This window comes from Sorangium sp. So ce381 (assembly GCF_051473845.1).
GTDB classification, from domain to species: domain Bacteria; phylum Myxococcota_A; class Polyangia; order Polyangiales; family Polyangiaceae; genus Sorangium; species Sorangium atrum.
In genome coordinates this window covers 8,347,117-8,364,538 of the sequence record NZ_CP150336.1, presented here as the reverse complement: position 1 = coordinate 8,364,538, position 17,422 = coordinate 8,347,117, and the positions used below count along the sequence as shown (strand labels likewise).

Below are 17,422 nucleotides of genomic sequence, written 5' to 3'. Positions count from 1 at the left end.
TCGCTGCACAGGATAGGTCGAGCGGATCAGTCGAGCAGCTCAGTCGAGCAGCTCTGCCGAGCAGCTCAGTCGAGCAGCTCAGTCGACAAAGATGGGCTCGCAGTTCGTGAACGCGAGCGTCGACTGGACGGTGAAGTTCGACTCGCTCGTGTGCCGCTCGGCGTGGAAGAAGTCGAGTGCGTACTCCTGCCCGGGCGTGATCCCCAGCTCGTTCGCCATCGCGTCGAGGTCGAGCCTGTCGTCCTGCGGGCCGTGGAGGCCGCCCAGATCGATGGCGAGCCGGTTGTTGATGAACACCCAGAGATCGTCGTCGCCGGAGAACCTGAACTCCTCGCCGCCGTTGTACACGAACGTCATGTGGAGCTCGAACGTGAAGTGGTAGTTGTGCTGCCTCCCTTCGTTCCCGAAGCCCTGTTCGTCGATCGGGAAGAAGGCCCGGTTCTCGTAGGTGGCAATGCCGTCGGCGCCGACCACGGGCGTGATCGTGAACTGGATCGGCATGTTCACGCCGTCGACGTCGCGGTACCACTGGTTGTACTCGTCTGGCCCGGTCGTGTGCTCGGTGCCCCCCGGGTGCGCATAGACGGGCTTCTGATCCGGGCCCAGCTCGCGCTCGACGATGCCTTTCAGGCCCTGGCCCGTGAACGTCTCGAAGTCGGGGTGCCCCTTGCCGCCGTCGTAGGCGCGGAAGTCGCGCACGATGCCCGTGAGGCTCGCGTTGCACCCGTCGCCGCTGCCGCTGCTGCCGTTCCCGTTGCCCGCGCCCGCCGACACGCCGGACCCGAAGTCGCCGCCGCTGCTCGTGCCCGCGCCAGCGCCGGCGCCGGCGCCGGAGGTGTTGCTGGAGTCGCTCGCTCCATCGGTGCTGCCCCCACACGCGACCCCGGCCAGCACCAGCATTGTCGCGAGCGGAGCACACCAGTTCAACTGTAGCGGCCTAAGCATGTGAAGACTCCTTCTGTGGGGGACATCGCGCGTGGTCTGCGCGTCCGTTGTGCGTGGTCTGCGCATGTTTTGCGCGTTCTTTGTGCGCGGGGCGCGGCGCTTCCGGCGGTCGCCGAGGACGCAAGCGAGACAGCAATTCTATCTCGTCGCAATGGCGGCGCGATCCAGAAAATTGCCGCCGTGCGCTGGCAGCGCGAGGCCGAAGCGGAGAAAAGTGCAGCTGGGCGACAGCGCACGAGCGCCGGGGAGGCGCCGAGATGTAGGTCGTTTATCGAGATCCGACGCCGCAGTGGGCGCCGAGGCGCCGCGCCAGCGCGGCCGGGAGCCGCTCGCAGAAACCGTCGCTCCGGGGCAGGGGCTCGCGCCGCGCGGTTTGCCAGAACAGCACCGGGCCGAGCCGGCGCTCCCGCGCGTGCGCCATGAGCGCGGCCATGGCCTTGCCGGTGTAGACCGGCTCCAGCGAGATCCCCTCGGCGGCGAGGGCGTCGCAGGCGGCGAGCGACGCGGGCGTGGGCGAGCCATACCCGCGGCCCAGGTAGCCGTGCACGACGTCGATCGGCGCCGCGGGGGGCACGGGCGCGACGCCCCGCTGCGCGAGCGCGGCGCGGAGCTCGGCGGTGAGGGCGCGGAGGCGGAAGCGCGAGGCGAGGAGGCGCTCGACCACGGCGACGGCCACGACCCGCGACCGCAGGCCGCCGAGCGCGAGCCCGACGGCGAGCCCGGCGGCGGTGCCGCCGGAGCCGAGCGGCACGTAGACGCGCGCGGGCTCGGGGAGCTCGCCGGCCCGGATCTGCGCGCCGAGCTCGAGCGCCGCGCGCGCGGCGCCCACCATGCCGAGCGCCGACGTGGCGCCGAGCGGCACGATCGCCGCGCCGTCGTCGTCCCGCGCGCGGAGCGGCAGGAAGAGCGAAGGGCGCGCGAGCGCGAGCGCGGCGCGCGACGGGTAGAAGCGGATCGAGGCCGGGCCCGAGGCGGTGAACGCGAGGTTGTCGATCACGCCCCTGGAGAGATCGGTCCAGAAGAGGTGCGCGTGCACCCTCCGGCCGAGCCGCTGGGCCGCGGCGACGAGCGCAGCCACGTTGCCCGAGCCGATGCCGCCGGCCGCGGACCACGCCGCCGAGGTCGAGAAGGGGGGCGCGGCGAGCACGTAGTCGAGCTTCCGCATCTTCATGCCGCCGTGGAGTGGCTCGCAGAGGTCGTCGCGCTTGACGCCGAGGAACTCGATGCCCAGCGCGGAGGCGAGCCGCGGCAGCGCCGTGACCGGCGAGGGCGCGCCGACCCAGCCGAGCCGGGGAATGTCGTCGATCATCCGGAGGGCGGCTGCGTCGCGCAACGAGGGGACCTCGTGAAGGGTGTAAGGCGATCGGGCGAGCGGGCAATCGGGCGATCGGGCAATCCGGGGGTCGGGCGAGCCGGCGATCGGGCAATCAGGGGTCGGGCGAGGTGGCGGTCAGGCGCTCGCGCGGTCGGCGATCACCCGGGCGTGCCGGCGCGCTGCCCGGCGAGCGTCGCGTCCGGCTCCAGGACGAGGAGGCGCACGCGCCCCGAGGCGCAGAGCCGGCCCTCCTCGTCGTAGACCGAGCCCTCCCAGACCTGGGTGCGCCGCCCGCGGTCGAGCGGGCGCGCGGTGGCGCGCAGCCGCCCCGACCGGACCGCGCGCAGGAAGCTCGTGTGGTTCTCGAGCCCGACGACCGAGCGGCCGTCCGGCAGGGCGTGGAGCGCGGCCCCGATCGACGCCAGCGTCTCCACGATGCCCGCGTGGACGCCGCCGTGGACGATGCCATAGGCCTGCCGGTGCTGCGGCCCGATGTCGAGCTCGGCCTCCACCTCGTCGCGCGTGGCGCGGATCAGCCGGAGACCCATGGCGCTGATCCAGCCGTCGATGGCCGCGGTGTTCAGCGCGGCGGCGAAATCCTCGGGTTCCCCTTCGGCCATGGCGGCAGCGTAGTACACGCCTTGCCGGGAGCTTCCGGCGATTTCTCCCCGGGCGCGTCAGCGCGTCATCCGGATACCTTCCTCTCCAGGAGATCGGCGAACTCCTCGCGCAGCTTCGATTTGAGGAACTTGCCGGTCGAGGTGCGCGGGATCCGCTCGAGGAAGAGGTACTCGTCCGGGAGCCAGAACTTCGCGAAGCGCGGCTCGAGGAGGGCGTGGAGCTGCTCTTTCGAGGCGCTCTGGCCCTGCCGCAGGACGATCGCGGCGAGCGGGCGCTCGCCCCAGAGGGGGTGGCGCGCCGCGAACACCGCGGCCTCCAGGACGGCCGGGTGGCTCATGAGCGCGTTCTCGAGCGCGACCGAGCTGATCCACTCGCCGCCCGACTTGATCACGTCCTTCGTGCGATCCGCGATGCGCATGTAGCCCTCGCCGTCGATCGTCACGACGTCGCCGGTCTTGAACCAGCCGTCCTTCGTGAAGCGGTCCTCGCCCTCGCCGCCGAAGTACGATGAGGCGACCCAGGGGCCCCGCACCTCGAGCTCGCCCATCGTCCTGCCGTCCCAGGGCAGCGGCCGGTCGCCCGCGTCGACGTGGCGCTGATCGATGAACGGGACCGGGTAGCCCTGCGACGCGCGCGTCTGCAGCGAGGCGGCCGGGTCCTCGCGGAGGCGGCCAAGGCTGCTCCGGACGTGGGCGACGGTGCCGAGCGGGTTGGTCTCGGTCATCCCCCAGGCGTGGAGGACCACGAGCCCGTGCCGCGCGCGGAAGCCGTCGATGAGCGCGGGCGGCGCCGCCGAGCCGCCGATCACCATGGCGCGCATCGACGAGAGATCCCAGCGCTTCGGGTGCTCGTCGAGGAGCGCGAGGATGCCGAGCCAGATCGTGGGGACGCCCGCGGCGAACGTGACGCGCTCCCTGGCCATGAGATCGAGCAGCGACGAGGCGTCGAGGTGCGGGCCGGGGAGCACGAGGCTCGCGCCGGTCGCGATCGCCGCGTACGGCAGCCCCCAGGCCATCGCGTGGAACATGGGCACCACCGGAAGGACGATGTCGCGGTCGCGGAAGCCGAGCGCGTCGTGCATGCAGGAGACCAGCGTGTGGAGCACGATCGAGCGGTGGCTGTAGGCCACGCCCTTGGGGTTGCCGGTCGTCCCCGACGTGTAGCAGAGCATGGCGGCGGCGCGCTCATCCAGGCTCGGGAAGTCGAAGTGATCCGGCTCGGGCGCGAGCAGCGCCTCGTAGTCGAGCCCGTCGCCCGCCGCCGGATCCACGGGCCCGTCGTCGTCGAGGACCAGCACGCGCTGGATGCTGCGGACCTCCGGCGCGAACTTGCGGAAGAGCGGGACGAGCGAGCGGTCGACGACGACGACCTTGTCCTCGGCGTGCGAGGCGATGTACCCGAGCTCGCTCGGGTGGAGGCGCAGGTTCAGGGTGTGGAGGACCGCGCCCATGGCCGGGACGCCGAGGTAGAGCTCCAGGTGCCGGGCGTGGTTCCAGCAGAGCGTCGCGACGCGGTCGCCCGCGCGGACGCCGAGCCGCGTGAGCGCGTGCGCGAGCTTCGACGCGCGGCGGTGGAGATCGGCGTACGTGGAGCGGGAGACCGTCCTGTCCGGGTTCTGGGTCACGATCTCGCAGCGCGCGTGGTACGTCCGCGCCCGGTCGAGGAAGTGGGTCAGCGTGAGCGGGTAATCCATCATGCGGCCGGCGAGCATGGGCGGTGCCTCCTCGTCCCGCGCGAGGCGCGGGGATCCGTCGAGTCAGGAGGGCTGTTCGAGGCGCCGCGAGACAGCGGCCCCGCCCCCCGAAACGGAGACTAGCTCTGTCTAGCTGCCCGTGCGCGACATTGCGCGCCGGAACGCGCGCATGTGGAACTCGCGCTGCTCGTCGGGATAGATGTGCTCCTGCCCGATCGGGCAGGCGCGGCGCGACAGGCACCCTCCCGTCATGCACGTCGCGCCTGGCCCGGCGTCGAGGTGGCCGACGCACGCGGCGACATCGTAGCTGCCAGGGGAGAACGCAGACACGGGGCAGGCGCTCAAACAGGGCTGGCCGGCGCACGAGGCGCAGGGGCTCGCCAGGTCCTCGCGCGGCGGGAGCGACAGCCGCTCCGCGAAGACGAGGGCGGCGCGGTACCCGTGCCAGAGGCCGAATCGCGGGTGGATGAGGATGGCGAGGGGCGACGGGGACAGCGCCTCGGCCTGCTGCGCCCAGCGCTGGAACGGCCAGTAGGGAGGGCCGGTGAAGGGAAACAGGGCAGTCGCGCCGAGCTCCGCCGCGAGCGGGGAGACGACCGCGGCGGTCCAGTCGTCGAGCGCGAGATCGGGGGCGTCCTTGCGGGCGCGCGAGAACGCGCGCCACATCGACGGGCCGGCGTTGCCGAGAAGGACGAGCGTCCCCGCGGGGAGGTCGCCTGCCGCCGGCACGCCGTCGCCCTCGCGCGGGTGGAAGCCGCCGCGGAGCGGGAGGCCAGCGCGCTCGCAACGCGAGGAGAGATCCGGCCAGCTGATGGGCATCGCGCCCCGCGATAGGGCGCCTGGGCCGGCGCGGCAAGCGAGCGGCGGCGCTCAGTTCACGTCGACGTAGAAGTCGAGGCTCTTCAGGTTCGTGATCGGGCCTTCCCAGATCTCGAACCCGACGGCGACCGCGTTGACCGTGTCGCCGGGGACGCTGAGGCCGCGCGTCTCCGCGTCGCGCACGAAGTCCATCACGTCGAACTCGATCTCCGAGCTGTCTTGCCCCTCGGCGCGCACCCAGTTCACGATCGGCAGGCCGTTCACCATGCCGTTCCAGATGTTCCATTTGCCGGGGACGTTCGCGACCGTCACGCCCTGGTGCGCGGTGTTCGGCTGCCCGGCGGGCTGATAGCGCGTCGGATCGCGCAGCCACACCATGAGGTAGCCGCGGAGCTGCGTGCCGTTGCCCATCCAGATGTCGTACGCGGCGTTGTACTGGCCCTCGTTGCCATTTTTCGCCCAGCGCCAGCCGGTGCGCAGGCTCTTGATGGAACTGCTCGGCGCCGGCAAGCCGCAATCCGGCACCTCCTTCACCGAGTATCGGCCGCAAAAGACGGTCGGATACGAGGCGGGTTGCCCCATCGAGCCGGCCGAGCCGCTCATGCTCTCCACCGTGAACGACGTGCCTTCCCACGAGACGGTGTGGTTGCCGAAGCCGGGGCCCCAGCCGTTGGTGATGAGCACGTACGGCGTGCCGTCGCGCGAGACGAGGCCCGTTTCGTACCGCTCGCTCGATCTGCCGGAGCCCTCCATGGCGCCGTTGCCGAGCTCGGAGCCCGGGTTCGCGGTGCCGCCCGTCCCTGCCGTGGTGCTGCTCGCGTCGCCGCTGCCTCCGGTACCTGCCGCGGCGCCGCCCGTTCCGGCCGTGGTGCTGCCGGTGCTGTCCGCGCCGCCGGCGCCGCTGGTGACGCCGGCGCCGCTGGTGACGCCGTTGCTGCTCGAGATCGAGCCGCCGCTGCCGCTCGCAGCGTCGCCCGTCGAGGCGCTCGCGCTCGGTAGCCCGCCAGAGCTCGCCGCAGCGCCGGTGTCTCCGCCGTCAGCGTCAGAAGATCCAGAGCAACCGGCGGCGAGAGTCGCCGTCAGCGTGAGAAGTGCAAGAGATTCGGCCAAGGAATGCGCGTGCATGGCGCGCAACATACACCTGCACACAGGCGCACGGCGGTGCGCGGCACGGCCGTGCGCAAAAAAGCAGCACGCGATTTGAACAATTGTAGCAACAGCGATGGCGTCACCGCTCGACTCGAAAAATGCGGCGTGCCCCGGGTCACGAGCTTCGTGGACTTGACGTCGCTCCGGCGACCTCGACGCTTTGCGTGTTCGCGTGGGAGCGCCGCTCGACATCGTTTTTGCGCCCATCGAGGGTTGGAGTCGCCAGAGAGACGTTCGAACCGTGTCTCGCTGACCTTCATCGATGCTCCGAGTCGCTCGATGACGGATGAGGCCGTTGGTCGCAGAGATGAACGCGTTCCCGGAAAGCGTGGAACTGGTGACCGGGTGCTTGCGCTCCTCCCCGGTTCCCACGTTCTGGTCTAGAGTGCCGTCGTGCCACCGAGGCTCCACTTCCGGCTCGGGACGGAGGCAAAGTCCCCTCTCACCCGCGCGTTTGCTCGCGCCGGACGCGCACCAGCGAGCGCGCCATGAGCCTGCCGCGCCCGCGGGTCACGCTCCACTTCGCCCAGACGCTCGACGGCCGCATCGCGGCCCAGGACCAGCGCGTCATGCTCAGCACACCCGCAGGGATGGTGTGCGCCCACCGGGCGCGCGCGGAGCACGACGCGGTGCTCGTGGGGATCCGCACCGTCGTGATCGACGATCCGCTGCTGACCCTGCGCGGGTGCGAGGGGCGCCAGCCCATGCGCGTGGTGCTGGCGAGCGCCCTCGGCGTGCCGGGAGGGGCGCGCCTGCTGCAGCCGTCCGGCAGCGGGCAGCCGGCCGGCGGGCGCGTTGTCGTCTTCGGCGCGGCGGGGCGCGCGCCGCGCGCGGCGCGGGCGCGGCTCGAGGAGCGCGGCGCAGAGGTGGTCGTCGTGCCCGCGGACGACCAGGGCCTCGTCTCGCTGCCGCACGCGCTGGCCGAGCTCCACGCGCGCGGCGTGCGGCGGCTGCTCGTCGAGGGGGGCGGCGCCGTGCTCACCTCGTTCCTGCGCGCGCGCCTAGCCGACCGCGCGGAGGTCGAGATCGCGCCGCGCTTCCTCGGCGACACGGCGATCCCCGCGGTCGGCGCGCTGGGAGAGGCGCCGCTCGCGTCGGCGATCGACCTGCGCGAGCCGGCGGTCGAGCTCCTCGGGGGCAACGTGCTCTTGCGAGGGGAGGTGCGTTATCCCGACTGACGCGCCCGCGCCGCCCGGGGCCGTCGCGCCGCGCGACGCCGCCCCGCTCCTCGCCCGCGAGCTCTGGTTCGTCCGGCCGGGGCTCGTCGAGGTGCGTCCGGGGGCCCCGCCGCGCGCGCCCGGGCCTGGCGAGGTCGTGGCGCGCGCGCTCGCGTCGGGCGTGAGCCAGGGGACGGAGCTGCTGCTCTTCCGCGGCGAGGGGCCGACGCCGTTCGACCCGTCGCTCGACGCGCCCGACGCTGAAGGCGCGCCGACCTACCCGCGCCGCTACGGCTACGCGTGGGTCGGCGAGGTCGTCGCCCGCGGCGACGGCGCGGCGCTCGGGCCGGGCGACCGCGTCTTCGCGCTCGCGCCCCACGGCGATCTCCACCTGCTCGGGCCGGGCGCGGCGCGCGGCCTCCCACGCTCGATCCCGGCCGAGCGCGCGGTGCTGGCCGCGAACCTCGAGACGGCGATCACGTGCGTGTGGGACGCGGGGCTGGGGCTCGGGGACGCCGTGGTGGTGCTCGGCGGCGGGATCGTCGGGCTCCTCATCGTGGCGCTCGCGCGGCGCGCCGGGGCCGTGGTCCGGCTCGTCGAGCCGAGCGAGCGGCGGCGCCAGGTCGGCCTCGCGCTCGGCGCCGCCGCGGCGCTCCGGCCGGAGGACGACCGGCCGCGCGGCGACGCGGACGCCGTCATCGCCGCGACCGGCCATCCGGAGGAGCTCGACCGCGCGATCGCGCACGCGGCGCGCGAGGCGACGGTGACGGTCGCGTCGTTCTACGGGGCGCGGACGAGCCCGGTCGCGCTCGGCGCGGACTTCCACCGCCGGCGCCTGCGCCTGCGGGCGAGCCAGGTCTCGACCATCCCGCCGGAGCGCGCGCCCCGCTGGGACCACGCGCGCCGCTTCGCGCTCGTCCGCGCCGTCCTCGAAGATCCGGCGCTCGACGCGCTGCTGGACCCGCCCGTCCCGCTCGACGCGGCGCCGTCGGTGTACGCAGAGCTCGCGGCCGAGCCCGGGGCGCGGCTACAGACGGTCTTCCGGTACGGCGCACGATCGGCTACGCGAGAGGCAACCTAGAGGGTAGAGGCCCACCACCGCCATGTTCCTCCTCGGCGTCAGCGATCACGTGATGATCGCGCACAGCTTCTCCGATCCGTTCTTCGGCCCGGCGACCCGGATGCACGGCGCGACGTACTCCGTCGAGATCGAGATCCGCGCGAAGGCGCTCGGCCCGCACCACGTCGTGATGGACATCGGCGCGCTGCACGCGTCGCTGCGCCGGGCGCTCGACACGATCGACTACCAGAACCTCGACGAGCACCCGGCCTTCCCCGGGCGCACCTCCACGACCGAGCGCGTGGCCGAGCACGTGGCCGGCCTGCTCGCCGCGGACATCGCGAAGCTGCCCGCGGACGAGGCGCCTTGCTCGGGCGCGACGCTGCGGGTGCTCGTCCGCGAGTCGCCCACGGCCTACGCGGGCTTCGAACGCGACCTCTAGGCTCCGTCTGACGAGCTGCTGCGTCGTCCGAACGGTCGGCCGAGCCCGCTCCAGGACCTGCTGGCTTTCTCGCGTGCTCTCCCCGGCTTCAGGCCGCTCGCGACGCTCGTCCGGCAGAGCCGAGCGCCCCTGAGCCCGGCGAGGCGCGCGCCTGTCCGTCCGAGGCCGAGCGGCCAGCTGCTCGGCGCCTGCTCCGGCGCTCGCGCGGGACCAGGGCAGTCGACTCCGCCGCATAACAAGGCGGAGACACCCTTATTCCTCTGACGAAGCGATCTTCACAGAGACGCCACGTAGCCCGGCCGGGGGCGCCCGGAGGAGACCCGTGGTGTCTCGCGGTATGCGATCGGAACCCCATAATTCGTCACGACGCCCGGAACCCGGTACCCACCCGTTCCGTCTTCTGGGCCACAAAGGCGGAACACATCAAGGCGACCCGCGCGGGGCTGGATCGATTTTTGTATTCCTGTTGCATCAGCAACTCGATGCGAGAACGCGACCGAGCCTGCTCCGCCGCGTCCTCGTGACGTGGAGGGCCGCTGTACTGGATGACCCGACGAGCGCTCGCGTAGGACCGCGGGCGATAGCGCTCGGGGACGCGCGCAGCGCGCGTCGGACGGTTGCCTGGGCAAGGAGGACTGGATCTCATGAGCGATGAACCTGGATCTGCCGTCGTCGAGGGAGGCACAACCGGCAGGAGCGGGCAGGCGGTCCCAAAACGGGAGAGGGAGCGCCTCGTTGTGATCGGCAATGGGATGGCCGGCGCGCGGTTCGTGGAGGAGCTCGTCGCGCGGGGGGGCAGAAACCGCTTCGAAATCGTGATGTTCGGCGATGAGCCGTACGGCAATTACAACCGTATCCTGCTGTCGAACGTTCTCGCGGGAATCCAGGATCCGAAGGACATCTTCATCAACCCTCTGTCCTGGTACGAGGACAACGGCGTCCGCCTCCACGCCGGGGTCCGGGTCGCCTCGATCGACCGCAGGAGCAAGATTGTCCGCGGCGCCTCGGGCGTCGCCGAGGCCTACGACAAGCTCGTCATCGCCACGGGGAGCCGCGCCTTCGTGCCGAGGATCGAGGGGCTGGAGCGGGAGGGGGGAGGGTACAAGAGCGGGGTCTTCGTGTTCAGGACGCTCGATGACTGCAGCGGCATCCTCGAGCACGCGAAGCGGTCGCGGCGGGCCGCCGTGATCGGCGGCGGGCTCCTCGGCCTCGAGGCCGCGCGGGGCCTGCTCGGGCTCGGCCTGGAGGTGCACGTGGTGCACCTGATGAAGCACCTCATGGAGGTCCAGCTCGACGCGGCCGGCGGAGCCGTGCTCCGGCGCGCGCTGGAGGACATGGGGCTCGCCGTCCACCTCGAGAAATCCACCCGGGAGATCCTCGGAGACGAGCGGGTGGAGGGGCTCCGCTTCGAGGACGGGAGCGAGCTCGCGTGCGATCTCGTGGTGATCTCCGCCGGCATCCGCCCGAACGCAGAGCTCGCGCGCGACGCGGGGCTCACCGTCGAGCGGGGGATCGTCGTGGGAGACGACCTCTGCTCGCCCGACGATCCGGACATCCATGCGCTCGGCGAGTGCGTCCAGCACCGCGGGCGCACCTACGGGCTCGTGGCTCCCCTGTGGGAACAGGCGCAGATCCTGGCCGATCGGCTCACGGAGCGCCGGCCCGACGCGGCGTATGCGGGCTCGAAGGTCTCCACCAAGCTCAAGGTGATGGGCGTCGATCTCCTGGTGATGGGGGAGCAGCGCGCCGCGAGCGACGCGGAGGAAGAGGTCGCCTACGCCGAGCCGTCGCGCGGGATTTACCGGAAGCTCGTGATCCGGGACGGGACCCTCGCGGGCGCCATCCTGCTCGGCGGCGGGGCGCCGGGCGGGAGGCTGCTCCAGGCGTTCGAGCGGGGCCTCAAGATCCCCGAGGATCGCGCGGCTCTCCTCTCCGCAGGGGCCCACGCCGGCGCGGGCGAGCCCAGCGTGGGGGACATGCCGGACGAGGCGCAGGTATGCAACTGCAACGGCGTCTCGAAGGGCCAGATCGCCGCGGCGGCGCGGGGCGGGTGCCGCACCCTCCGGCAGGCGTGCGCCGCGACGCGCGCCGGGTCGGGCTGCGGGGCGTGCAAGCCGCAGGTGCAGGCCGTCCTCGAGCTGGTCCTCGGGAGCGGCGCGGCGGAGGACCCCTCGGCCCATTACTACGTGCCCGGCGTGCCCTACGCGAAGCCGGAGCTCGTCCGGCTCATCAAGGAGCGTGGGCTGCGCAGCGTCTCGTCCGTGTTCCGGGAGCTCGCGGGCGGGCAGGAGGACCTGGCGAGCAAGCCGGGGCTCGCCTCGCTGCTCAAGGGCATCTGGGGGAGAGAGTACGAGGACGAGCGCGACGCGCGCTTCATCAACGATCGGGTGCACGCGAACATCCAGCGCGACGGGACGTTCAGCGTCATCCCGCGCATCTATGGAGGCGTCACGACGCCCGCCCAGCTCCGGAAGATCGCCGACGTGGCCGAGCGCTACGAGGCGAGGATGGTGAAGATCACGGGCGGCCAGCGGATCGACCTCCTCGGCATCGAGAAGGAGCGGCTGCCGGACGTGTGGCGCGACCTGGGCATGCCGTCCGGTCACGCTTACGCCAAGGGATTCCGCACCTGCAAGACGTGCGTCGGCAGCGAGTTCTGCCGTTACGGGGTCGGAGACAGCACGGCGCTCGGCATCGCGATCGAGCGCCGATTCCAGGGGTTCGAGGCGCCCCACAAGCTGAAGCTCGCCATCGCCGGCTGCCCTCGCAACTGCTCGGAGGCGACGACCAAGGACGTGGGCGCCGTCGCCATCGAGGGAGGCCGGTGGGAGATCTACGTGGGAGGCGGGGCCGGCTCGCGCGTCAGGAAGGGAGATCTGCTTTGCGTGGTTGACACGCAGGAGGAGGTCATCAGGTACGCGGGCCGCTTCATGCAGTATTACCGAGAGCAGGCCAGGTACATGGAGCGCTCGTACGATTTCGTCGAGCGGGTCGGGATCGAGAGAGTGCGGCGGGTGATCGTGGACGACGCCGAAGGGGTTGCGGCGCGCCTCGACGCGGAGGTCCAGGCTTCGGTCGACGCCTACGCGGACCCCTGGAGCGAAGCCGACAGCCCGATCCATCCGTCCCAGTTCACGACCCTGCTCCCGCCGCCGAGCGGCGCGCCCGCGCAGGCTGAGTAGGCCGTGGATCGGCGGAGAGGCGCGCCGGGCCAGCGCCCGGCGCCCGCGGAGGCGAGGGGTGTCATCCGGCCGGCACACGCGCCGGCCGGGGAGGAGTTCGTGTGATGAGCGAGGTCGCGCTGAAGGAGATGGCTGTCTTCAACCTTGGCCCCCTGGGCCAGATACCCGAAGGAGAAGGGAAGGCGTTTCATGTCGACGGCTACGAGGTGGCCGTGTTCCGGACGCGAGCAGGGGAGCTGTTCGCCGTGCAGGCGCGCTGCCCTCACCGGGGCGGGCAGCTCGCGGACGGGCTCCTCGGGGGCAACGTCGTCCAGTGCCCTCTTCACGGGCTCGCCTTCGACCTGTCGACCGGTCACCCGATCGGCGCCGAGTGCAGCGCGCTCGCGTGCTTCGAGGTGGAGCTGAGCGCGTCGGGGGAGATCCTCGTCCGCCTCTCGCGTCCCGTGGCGGGCTGCTCCCCCTTTCCGCGCGAGGAGCGACCCGCGCTGGCGCCGCTGCGGAGCGAGCGCGGAGCTTGCGGCGCATGATCGACGGCACGGTGCAAGCCATCCTCGCGCCGCAGCGCGCCCCGCTCGCGCACTGGGGCGCGGTCCGCAACGGGACCGTCGCCGCCGCCGCGCTCGCGGCGCTCATCGTCCTCGGCAGCCGCGATCTCGCCGACTTCGACTCCGCGCTCGTGGGCTACACCTTCGCGTGCCTCTTCATGACCTTCGGGGTCGTTTACCGGTACTCCGTCTGGCTCAGCAAGCCGCCGACCCGCAAGTTCTGGGTCCGCGGCGTAGAGGTGCTCTTCTCGCCGCGCCGCTGGCCGCGCATTCGCCGCCCGACGCTCGTCGTCAAGGCGCTGTGGTCGAAGATCATCGCGCAGGATTTCATCCTGCGCCGCGGCCTGACCCGGTGGATCGCGCACATGCTCATCGCGTGGGGCTGCGCGCTCGCCGCGGCCGTGACGTTCCCGCTCGTGTTCGGCTGGCTTCACTTCGAGTCCGGCGCGGGCGCGGTCTATCGCGTGGTGCTCTTCGGATACCCCGTCTCGGAGATCCCGGTCCACGGCGTCGTGGGGTGGGCGGTCTTTCACGCGCTCGTCGTCAGCGGCCTCATGGTCATGCCGGGGGTGATGCTCGCCATGCTCCGCCGCATGCGGGAGGGCGGCGCGCTGGCGGCACAGCGCTTCGAGCGCGACCTCCTGCCGCTCCTCCTGCTCTTCGCCGTGAGCGCGAGCGGGCTCTTGCTCTGGGTGAGCTACGAGTGGCTGCACGGGTATTTCTACGGCGCGCTCGCCCAGCTCCACGCGCTGACCGTGATCGTGACGCTCGTTTACCTGCCGTTCGGCAAGCTCTTCCACGTGTTCCAGCGCCCCGCGTCGGTGGGCGTCACGTTCTACAAGGAGGCGGGCGACCGGGGCGAGAAGGCGGTCTGTCCGGTCACGCGCGAGGCGTTCGCGGCGAAGCTCCAGACCGACGATCTCAAAGGGGTGCTCGAGGAGGTGGGGTTCGACTACGCGGCGCGGACGGGGACCGGACCTGCGTGGAGCGAGATCTCCCCGCGGGGCCGGCGGATGCTCATCGGCCGCGCGCACCACCGCGCGCGCGGCGGCCGCTTCTCGTGAGCGACGGAGCGGAGGAGACGACATATGGCTCACCTGAGATTGCCTATTTCCGACTACATTCGTGAGTACGGACCGCACGTCTCGGACTCGCCCGTGACCGGGTGGGGGCCGAAGCCCGAGCCCGACAGGCTGGTCGAGACGCACTGCTGCTTCTGCGGGATGCAGTGCGGCGTGAAGCTGCAGGTCAAGAGCGGCCGTGTCATCGGCATCGAGCCGTGGGAGGAGTTCCCGTTCAACGAGGGGCGGCTCTGTCCGAAGGGGGTCAAGCGGTACATGCAGACGCACCACCCCGACCGCCTGACCGACCCGCTGATCCGCGAGGGGGCCGGGTTCAGGAAGGCGGGCTGGGACGAGGCGCTCGATCTCGTCGCGTCGAAGGTGCGCGCGATCCAGGCGAAGCGGGGCAAGGACGCGTTCGCGATGCTGAGCGGGGTCTCGCTGAGCAACGAGAAGAGCTACCTCGTGGGCAAGTTCGCGCGCCTCGCGCTCGGCACCGCCAACCTGGACTATAACGGCCGGTTCTGCATGGTCTCCGCGGGCGCGGGCAACAAGAAGGCGTTCGGGATCGACCGCGTCGCGAACCCGTGGGACGACATCCCCGAGGCCGGCGTCGTGCTGCTCGCGGGCACCAACGTGAGCGAGTGCTTCCCGACGCTGACGCACTACATCTGGAAGGCGCGCGACCGGGGAGCGAAGCTCATCGTGGTCGATCCGCGCGAGACGCCCATCGCCCGCACCGCCGACCACCACGTCGCGCTTCGCCCGGGGACCGACAGCGCGCTCAACCAGGCGCTGCTCCACGAGCTCGTCGCCAACGGCTGGTTCGACCGGGAGTTCGTCGAGCAGCGCTGCACGGGCTGGGCCGAGCTCCGCGCCTCGGTGGAGCGCTGCACGCCCGAGTGGGCCGGCGAGATCTGCGGCGTCCCGGCGGCGCTCATCCGCGAGGTCGCCGCGGCGTGGGGGCAGGCGAAGACGAGCTTCCTCCTGCACGCGCGCGGCGTGGAGCAGCACACGAAGGGTGTCGAGAACGTCCTCGGCCTGATCAACCTCGTGCTCGCCACCGGCAGGATCGGCCGCAGGGGCTGCGGCTACGGGACCATCACGGGGCAGGGCAACGGGCAGGGCGGGCGCGAGCACGGGCACAAGTGCGATCAGCTCCCCGGCAACCGCGACATCGAGAACCCGGAGCACCGCAAGCACATCTGCGATGTCTGGCGGATCTCCGACGCCGAGCTGCCGCGCAAGGGCAAGACGACCGTGGAGATCGTCGAGGCGATCCACGCGGGCGGGATCCGCGGGCTCCTCAACATCTGCTTCAACCCGATGGTCAGCCACCCCGACACGGGCTTCACCCGCGAGGCGCTCGAGAGGCTCGAGTTCTTCTGCGTCATCGACTTCTTCATGAGCGAGACGGCCCGCTACGCCGATGTCGTGCTGCCGGGCTCGCTGCACGAGGAGGAAGAGGGCACCTCGACGACGGCGGAGGCCCGCGTGGTGCGCGTCCGCGCCGCCGTGGAACCGCCCGGCAACGCGCGGCGGGACACGTGGATCCTCCTCGAGCTCGCGAGGCGGCTCGGGAAGGAGGAGCACTTCCGCTTCTCGAGCAGCGAGGACATCTTCAACGAGCTGCGCCGCGCGAGCGCGGGAGGGACCGCCGATTACGCGGGCATCACGTACGAGCGCGTGGAGCGGGAGATGGGGGTGTTTTGGCCCTGCCCATCGGAAGGGCACCCGGGCACCCCGAGGCTCTTCGAGGACGGGAGGAGCTACCACCCCGACGGCAAGTTCAAGCTGCTCCCCACGCCTTACCGCCCGAGCGCGGAGGTGCCCGACGCGGAGTTTCCGCTGTACATGACCTCGGGCCGGAGCGTGTTTCATTACCTCAGCGGGACGCAGACGCGGCGGATCAAGTTCCTTGTCGAGAAGAGCCCCGGGCCGATCTGCGAGATGCACCCCGCGCTCGCGACGCGGCTCGGCCTCGCCGATCGGCAGCTGGTCACGGTCGAGACCCGGCGCGGCGGGATAACGGTCCCGCTCCGGATCGTCGAGACGATCCGCCCGGATACGGTGTTCCTCCCGTACCACTGGCCCGAGAAGCTCGCCGCCAACCAGCTCACGGTCCGCGCGCTGGATCCCGTGAGCAAGATGCCGGAGTTCAAGGTCGCGGCGTGCAGGGTGCGCGCCGCCACGCGCGGCGAGGCCGAGCTGGCGCGGTCGCTGTTCGCCGAGCTCAAGCTGGAGGCCTCATGAGCGCTGTGGTGCGTGATTTCTTCATCGATTTTCAGCGGTGCATCGGCTGCCAGGCGTGCGCCGCGGCGTGCTCGGAGTGCCACACGCACCGCGGGTTGCCGATGGTGCACGTGGACCTGGTCGCGCCGGGCGTGTCGCTCCAGACCGCGCCGATGGTCTGCATGCATTGCGCCGATCCGACCTGCGCGTCGGTCTGTCCCGCGGACGCCATCAAGGTCGACGAGCACGGGATCGTGCACTCGAGCCTCAAGCCCCGGTGCATCTCGTGCGGCAATTGCGAGCTCGCGTGTCCGTTCGGAGTCCCGATCATCAAGATGGAGATCCAGCAAATGCAGAAGTGCGACATGTGCTTCGACCGGACGAGCGCAGGGAAGAAGCCGATGTGCGCGACGGTCTGCCCCACGGGCGCGCTGTTCTACGGCACGCGCGAGGAGATCGCGCAGCAGCGGCCGGCGAGCAAGCCGATCAACCGCTGGCGCTTCGGCAAGCAGCGGATCGCGACGCGCGTGCACGTGATGGTGCCGCACGACGTGGACGAGATGGCGGTCGACCTGCCCGCCTTCGACGAGGGCGGCGGCCCCGCGGCGCTCGCGGTCGCGCAGGCGGCGGGCGCGCGCGACGGGCGAGCGCCGGAGGAGGCGGGGCCGGAGGCGGAGTTTCTGTGATGGGCGCGGAGGATCTGCCCAAGTGGCGAGAGGACTTCCCCTACGAGTCCGAGGGCGATGACCACGTGACCCGCCGCGACTTCGCCCGCTTCCTCGTGCTGCTGAGCGGCGGGCTCGCGACCGGCAACGCCGTGGTCTACCTCCGCTCGCGCCGCCCGCCCGCGGAGCCGTCCGGCCGCATGGAGATCGCGCGGGTCGGCGATCTCGCGCCCGGGAGCGCCGTGGTCTTTCGCTACCCGGACGAGACGACGCCGGCGCTGCTGATCCGCCGCGAGAACGGCGAGCTCCTGGCGTTCGAGCAGAAGTGCTCCCACCTCGGATGTCCGGTCTCCTATGCGCGGGAGGGCGGGGAAGAGTGCCTCCGGTGCTACTGCCACAACGGCCGCTTCGACGTGGCCTCGGGCGAGGGCACGTCCGGTCCGCCGCGCGACCTGCGGCCGCTCGGGCGCATCGCGCTGGAGGTCGAGGGCGGCAAGGTGTTCGCGGTAGGCCTCTCGCGGCGGCGTGCGACGTGA

Annotated in this window: 15 protein-coding genes; 9 read left to right on the top strand and 6 right to left on the bottom strand. The window is 71.7% G+C overall.

Annotation, left to right across the window (positions count from 1 at the left end; all coding sequences use genetic code 11):
* Positions 1–78 precede the first annotated feature (78 nt).
* From WMF29_RS31070 to WMF29_RS31045, 6 genes are all read right to left on the bottom strand, one after another.
* Complete coding sequence (locus WMF29_RS31070) at positions 79–945, bottom strand: fibro-slime domain-containing protein (RefSeq protein ID WP_437323755.1); 867 nt, start codon at positions 943–945, stop codon at positions 79–81.
* 268 nt (positions 946–1,213) lie between these two features.
* Positions 1,214–2,278, bottom strand: a complete 1,065-nt coding sequence (locus tag WMF29_RS31065; protein ID WP_437323754.1) for a 1-aminocyclopropane-1-carboxylate deaminase/D-cysteine desulfhydrase — start codon at positions 2,276–2,278, stop codon at positions 1,214–1,216.
* A 140-nt stretch (positions 2,279–2,418) separates the two neighbouring features.
* Complete coding sequence (locus tag WMF29_RS31060; protein ID WP_437323753.1) at positions 2,419–2,880, bottom strand: PaaI family thioesterase; 462 nt, start codon at positions 2,878–2,880, stop codon at positions 2,419–2,421.
* Between the two features lie 65 nt (positions 2,881–2,945).
* Positions 2,946–4,592, bottom strand: a complete 1,647-nt coding sequence (locus tag WMF29_RS31055; RefSeq protein ID WP_437323752.1) for a long-chain fatty acid--CoA ligase — start codon at positions 4,590–4,592, stop codon at positions 2,946–2,948.
* A 111-nt stretch (positions 4,593–4,703) separates the two neighbouring features.
* Positions 4,704–5,393 carry a hypothetical protein gene (locus WMF29_RS31050; RefSeq protein ID WP_437323751.1) on the bottom strand — a complete coding sequence of 230 codons (690 nt, stop codon included), beginning with the start codon at positions 5,391–5,393 and terminating at the stop codon, positions 4,704–4,706.
* A 51-nt stretch (positions 5,394–5,444) separates the two neighbouring features.
* The gene (locus WMF29_RS31045) at positions 5,445–6,518 is read right to left on the bottom strand and encodes a GH12 family glycosyl hydrolase domain-containing protein (RefSeq protein ID WP_437323750.1); all 1,074 of its coding nucleotides are present in this window, start codon (positions 6,516–6,518) and stop codon (positions 5,445–5,447) included.
* Positions 6,519–7,030: 512 nt separating this feature from the next.
* Between WMF29_RS31045 and WMF29_RS31040 the strand changes: the two genes are divergently transcribed.
* From WMF29_RS31040 to WMF29_RS31000, 9 genes are all read left to right on the top strand, one after another.
* Positions 7,031–7,720, top strand: coding sequence for a RibD family protein (locus WMF29_RS31040; protein WP_437323749.1), 690 nt, complete (start codon positions 7,031–7,033; stop codon positions 7,718–7,720).
* A gap of 91 nt (positions 7,721–7,811) precedes the next feature.
* Positions 7,812–8,780 (top strand): zinc-dependent alcohol dehydrogenase, encoded by a 969-nt coding sequence (locus WMF29_RS31035; protein WP_437323748.1) that lies wholly within the window; start codon positions 7,812–7,814, stop codon positions 8,778–8,780.
* Between the two features lie 22 nt (positions 8,781–8,802).
* On the top strand, positions 8,803–9,201 hold the full coding sequence (locus WMF29_RS31030) for a 6-pyruvoyl trahydropterin synthase family protein (RefSeq protein ID WP_437323747.1): 399 nt from the start codon (positions 8,803–8,805) through the stop codon (positions 9,199–9,201).
* Positions 9,202–9,845: 644 nt separating this feature from the next.
* On the top strand, positions 9,846–12,383 hold the full coding sequence (gene nirB, locus WMF29_RS31025) for a nitrite reductase large subunit NirB (protein ID WP_437323746.1): 2,538 nt from the start codon (positions 9,846–9,848) through the stop codon (positions 12,381–12,383).
* A gap of 104 nt (positions 12,384–12,487) precedes the next feature.
* On the top strand, positions 12,488–12,910 hold the full coding sequence (locus tag WMF29_RS31020; RefSeq protein ID WP_437323745.1) for a Rieske (2Fe-2S) protein: 423 nt from the start codon (positions 12,488–12,490) through the stop codon (positions 12,908–12,910).
* On the top strand, positions 12,907–13,992 hold the full coding sequence (locus WMF29_RS31015) for an MFS transporter (RefSeq protein ID WP_437323744.1): 1,086 nt from the start codon (positions 12,907–12,909) through the stop codon (positions 13,990–13,992). The genes WMF29_RS31020 and WMF29_RS31015 overlap by 4 nt, the downstream gene beginning before the upstream one ends.
* A gap of 24 nt (positions 13,993–14,016) precedes the next feature.
* Complete coding sequence (locus WMF29_RS31010; RefSeq protein ID WP_437323743.1) at positions 14,017–16,242, top strand: molybdopterin oxidoreductase family protein; 2,226 nt, start codon at positions 14,017–14,019, stop codon at positions 16,240–16,242.
* Positions 16,239–16,907, top strand: a complete 669-nt coding sequence (locus WMF29_RS31005) for a 4Fe-4S dicluster domain-containing protein (protein ID WP_437323742.1) — start codon at positions 16,239–16,241, stop codon at positions 16,905–16,907. The genes WMF29_RS31010 and WMF29_RS31005 overlap by 4 nt, the downstream gene beginning before the upstream one ends.
* Entirely contained in the window at positions 16,907–17,422 is a 516-nt protein-coding gene (locus WMF29_RS31000) for a ubiquinol-cytochrome c reductase iron-sulfur subunit (RefSeq protein WP_437323741.1), read from the top strand. The genes WMF29_RS31005 and WMF29_RS31000 overlap by 1 nt, the downstream gene beginning before the upstream one ends.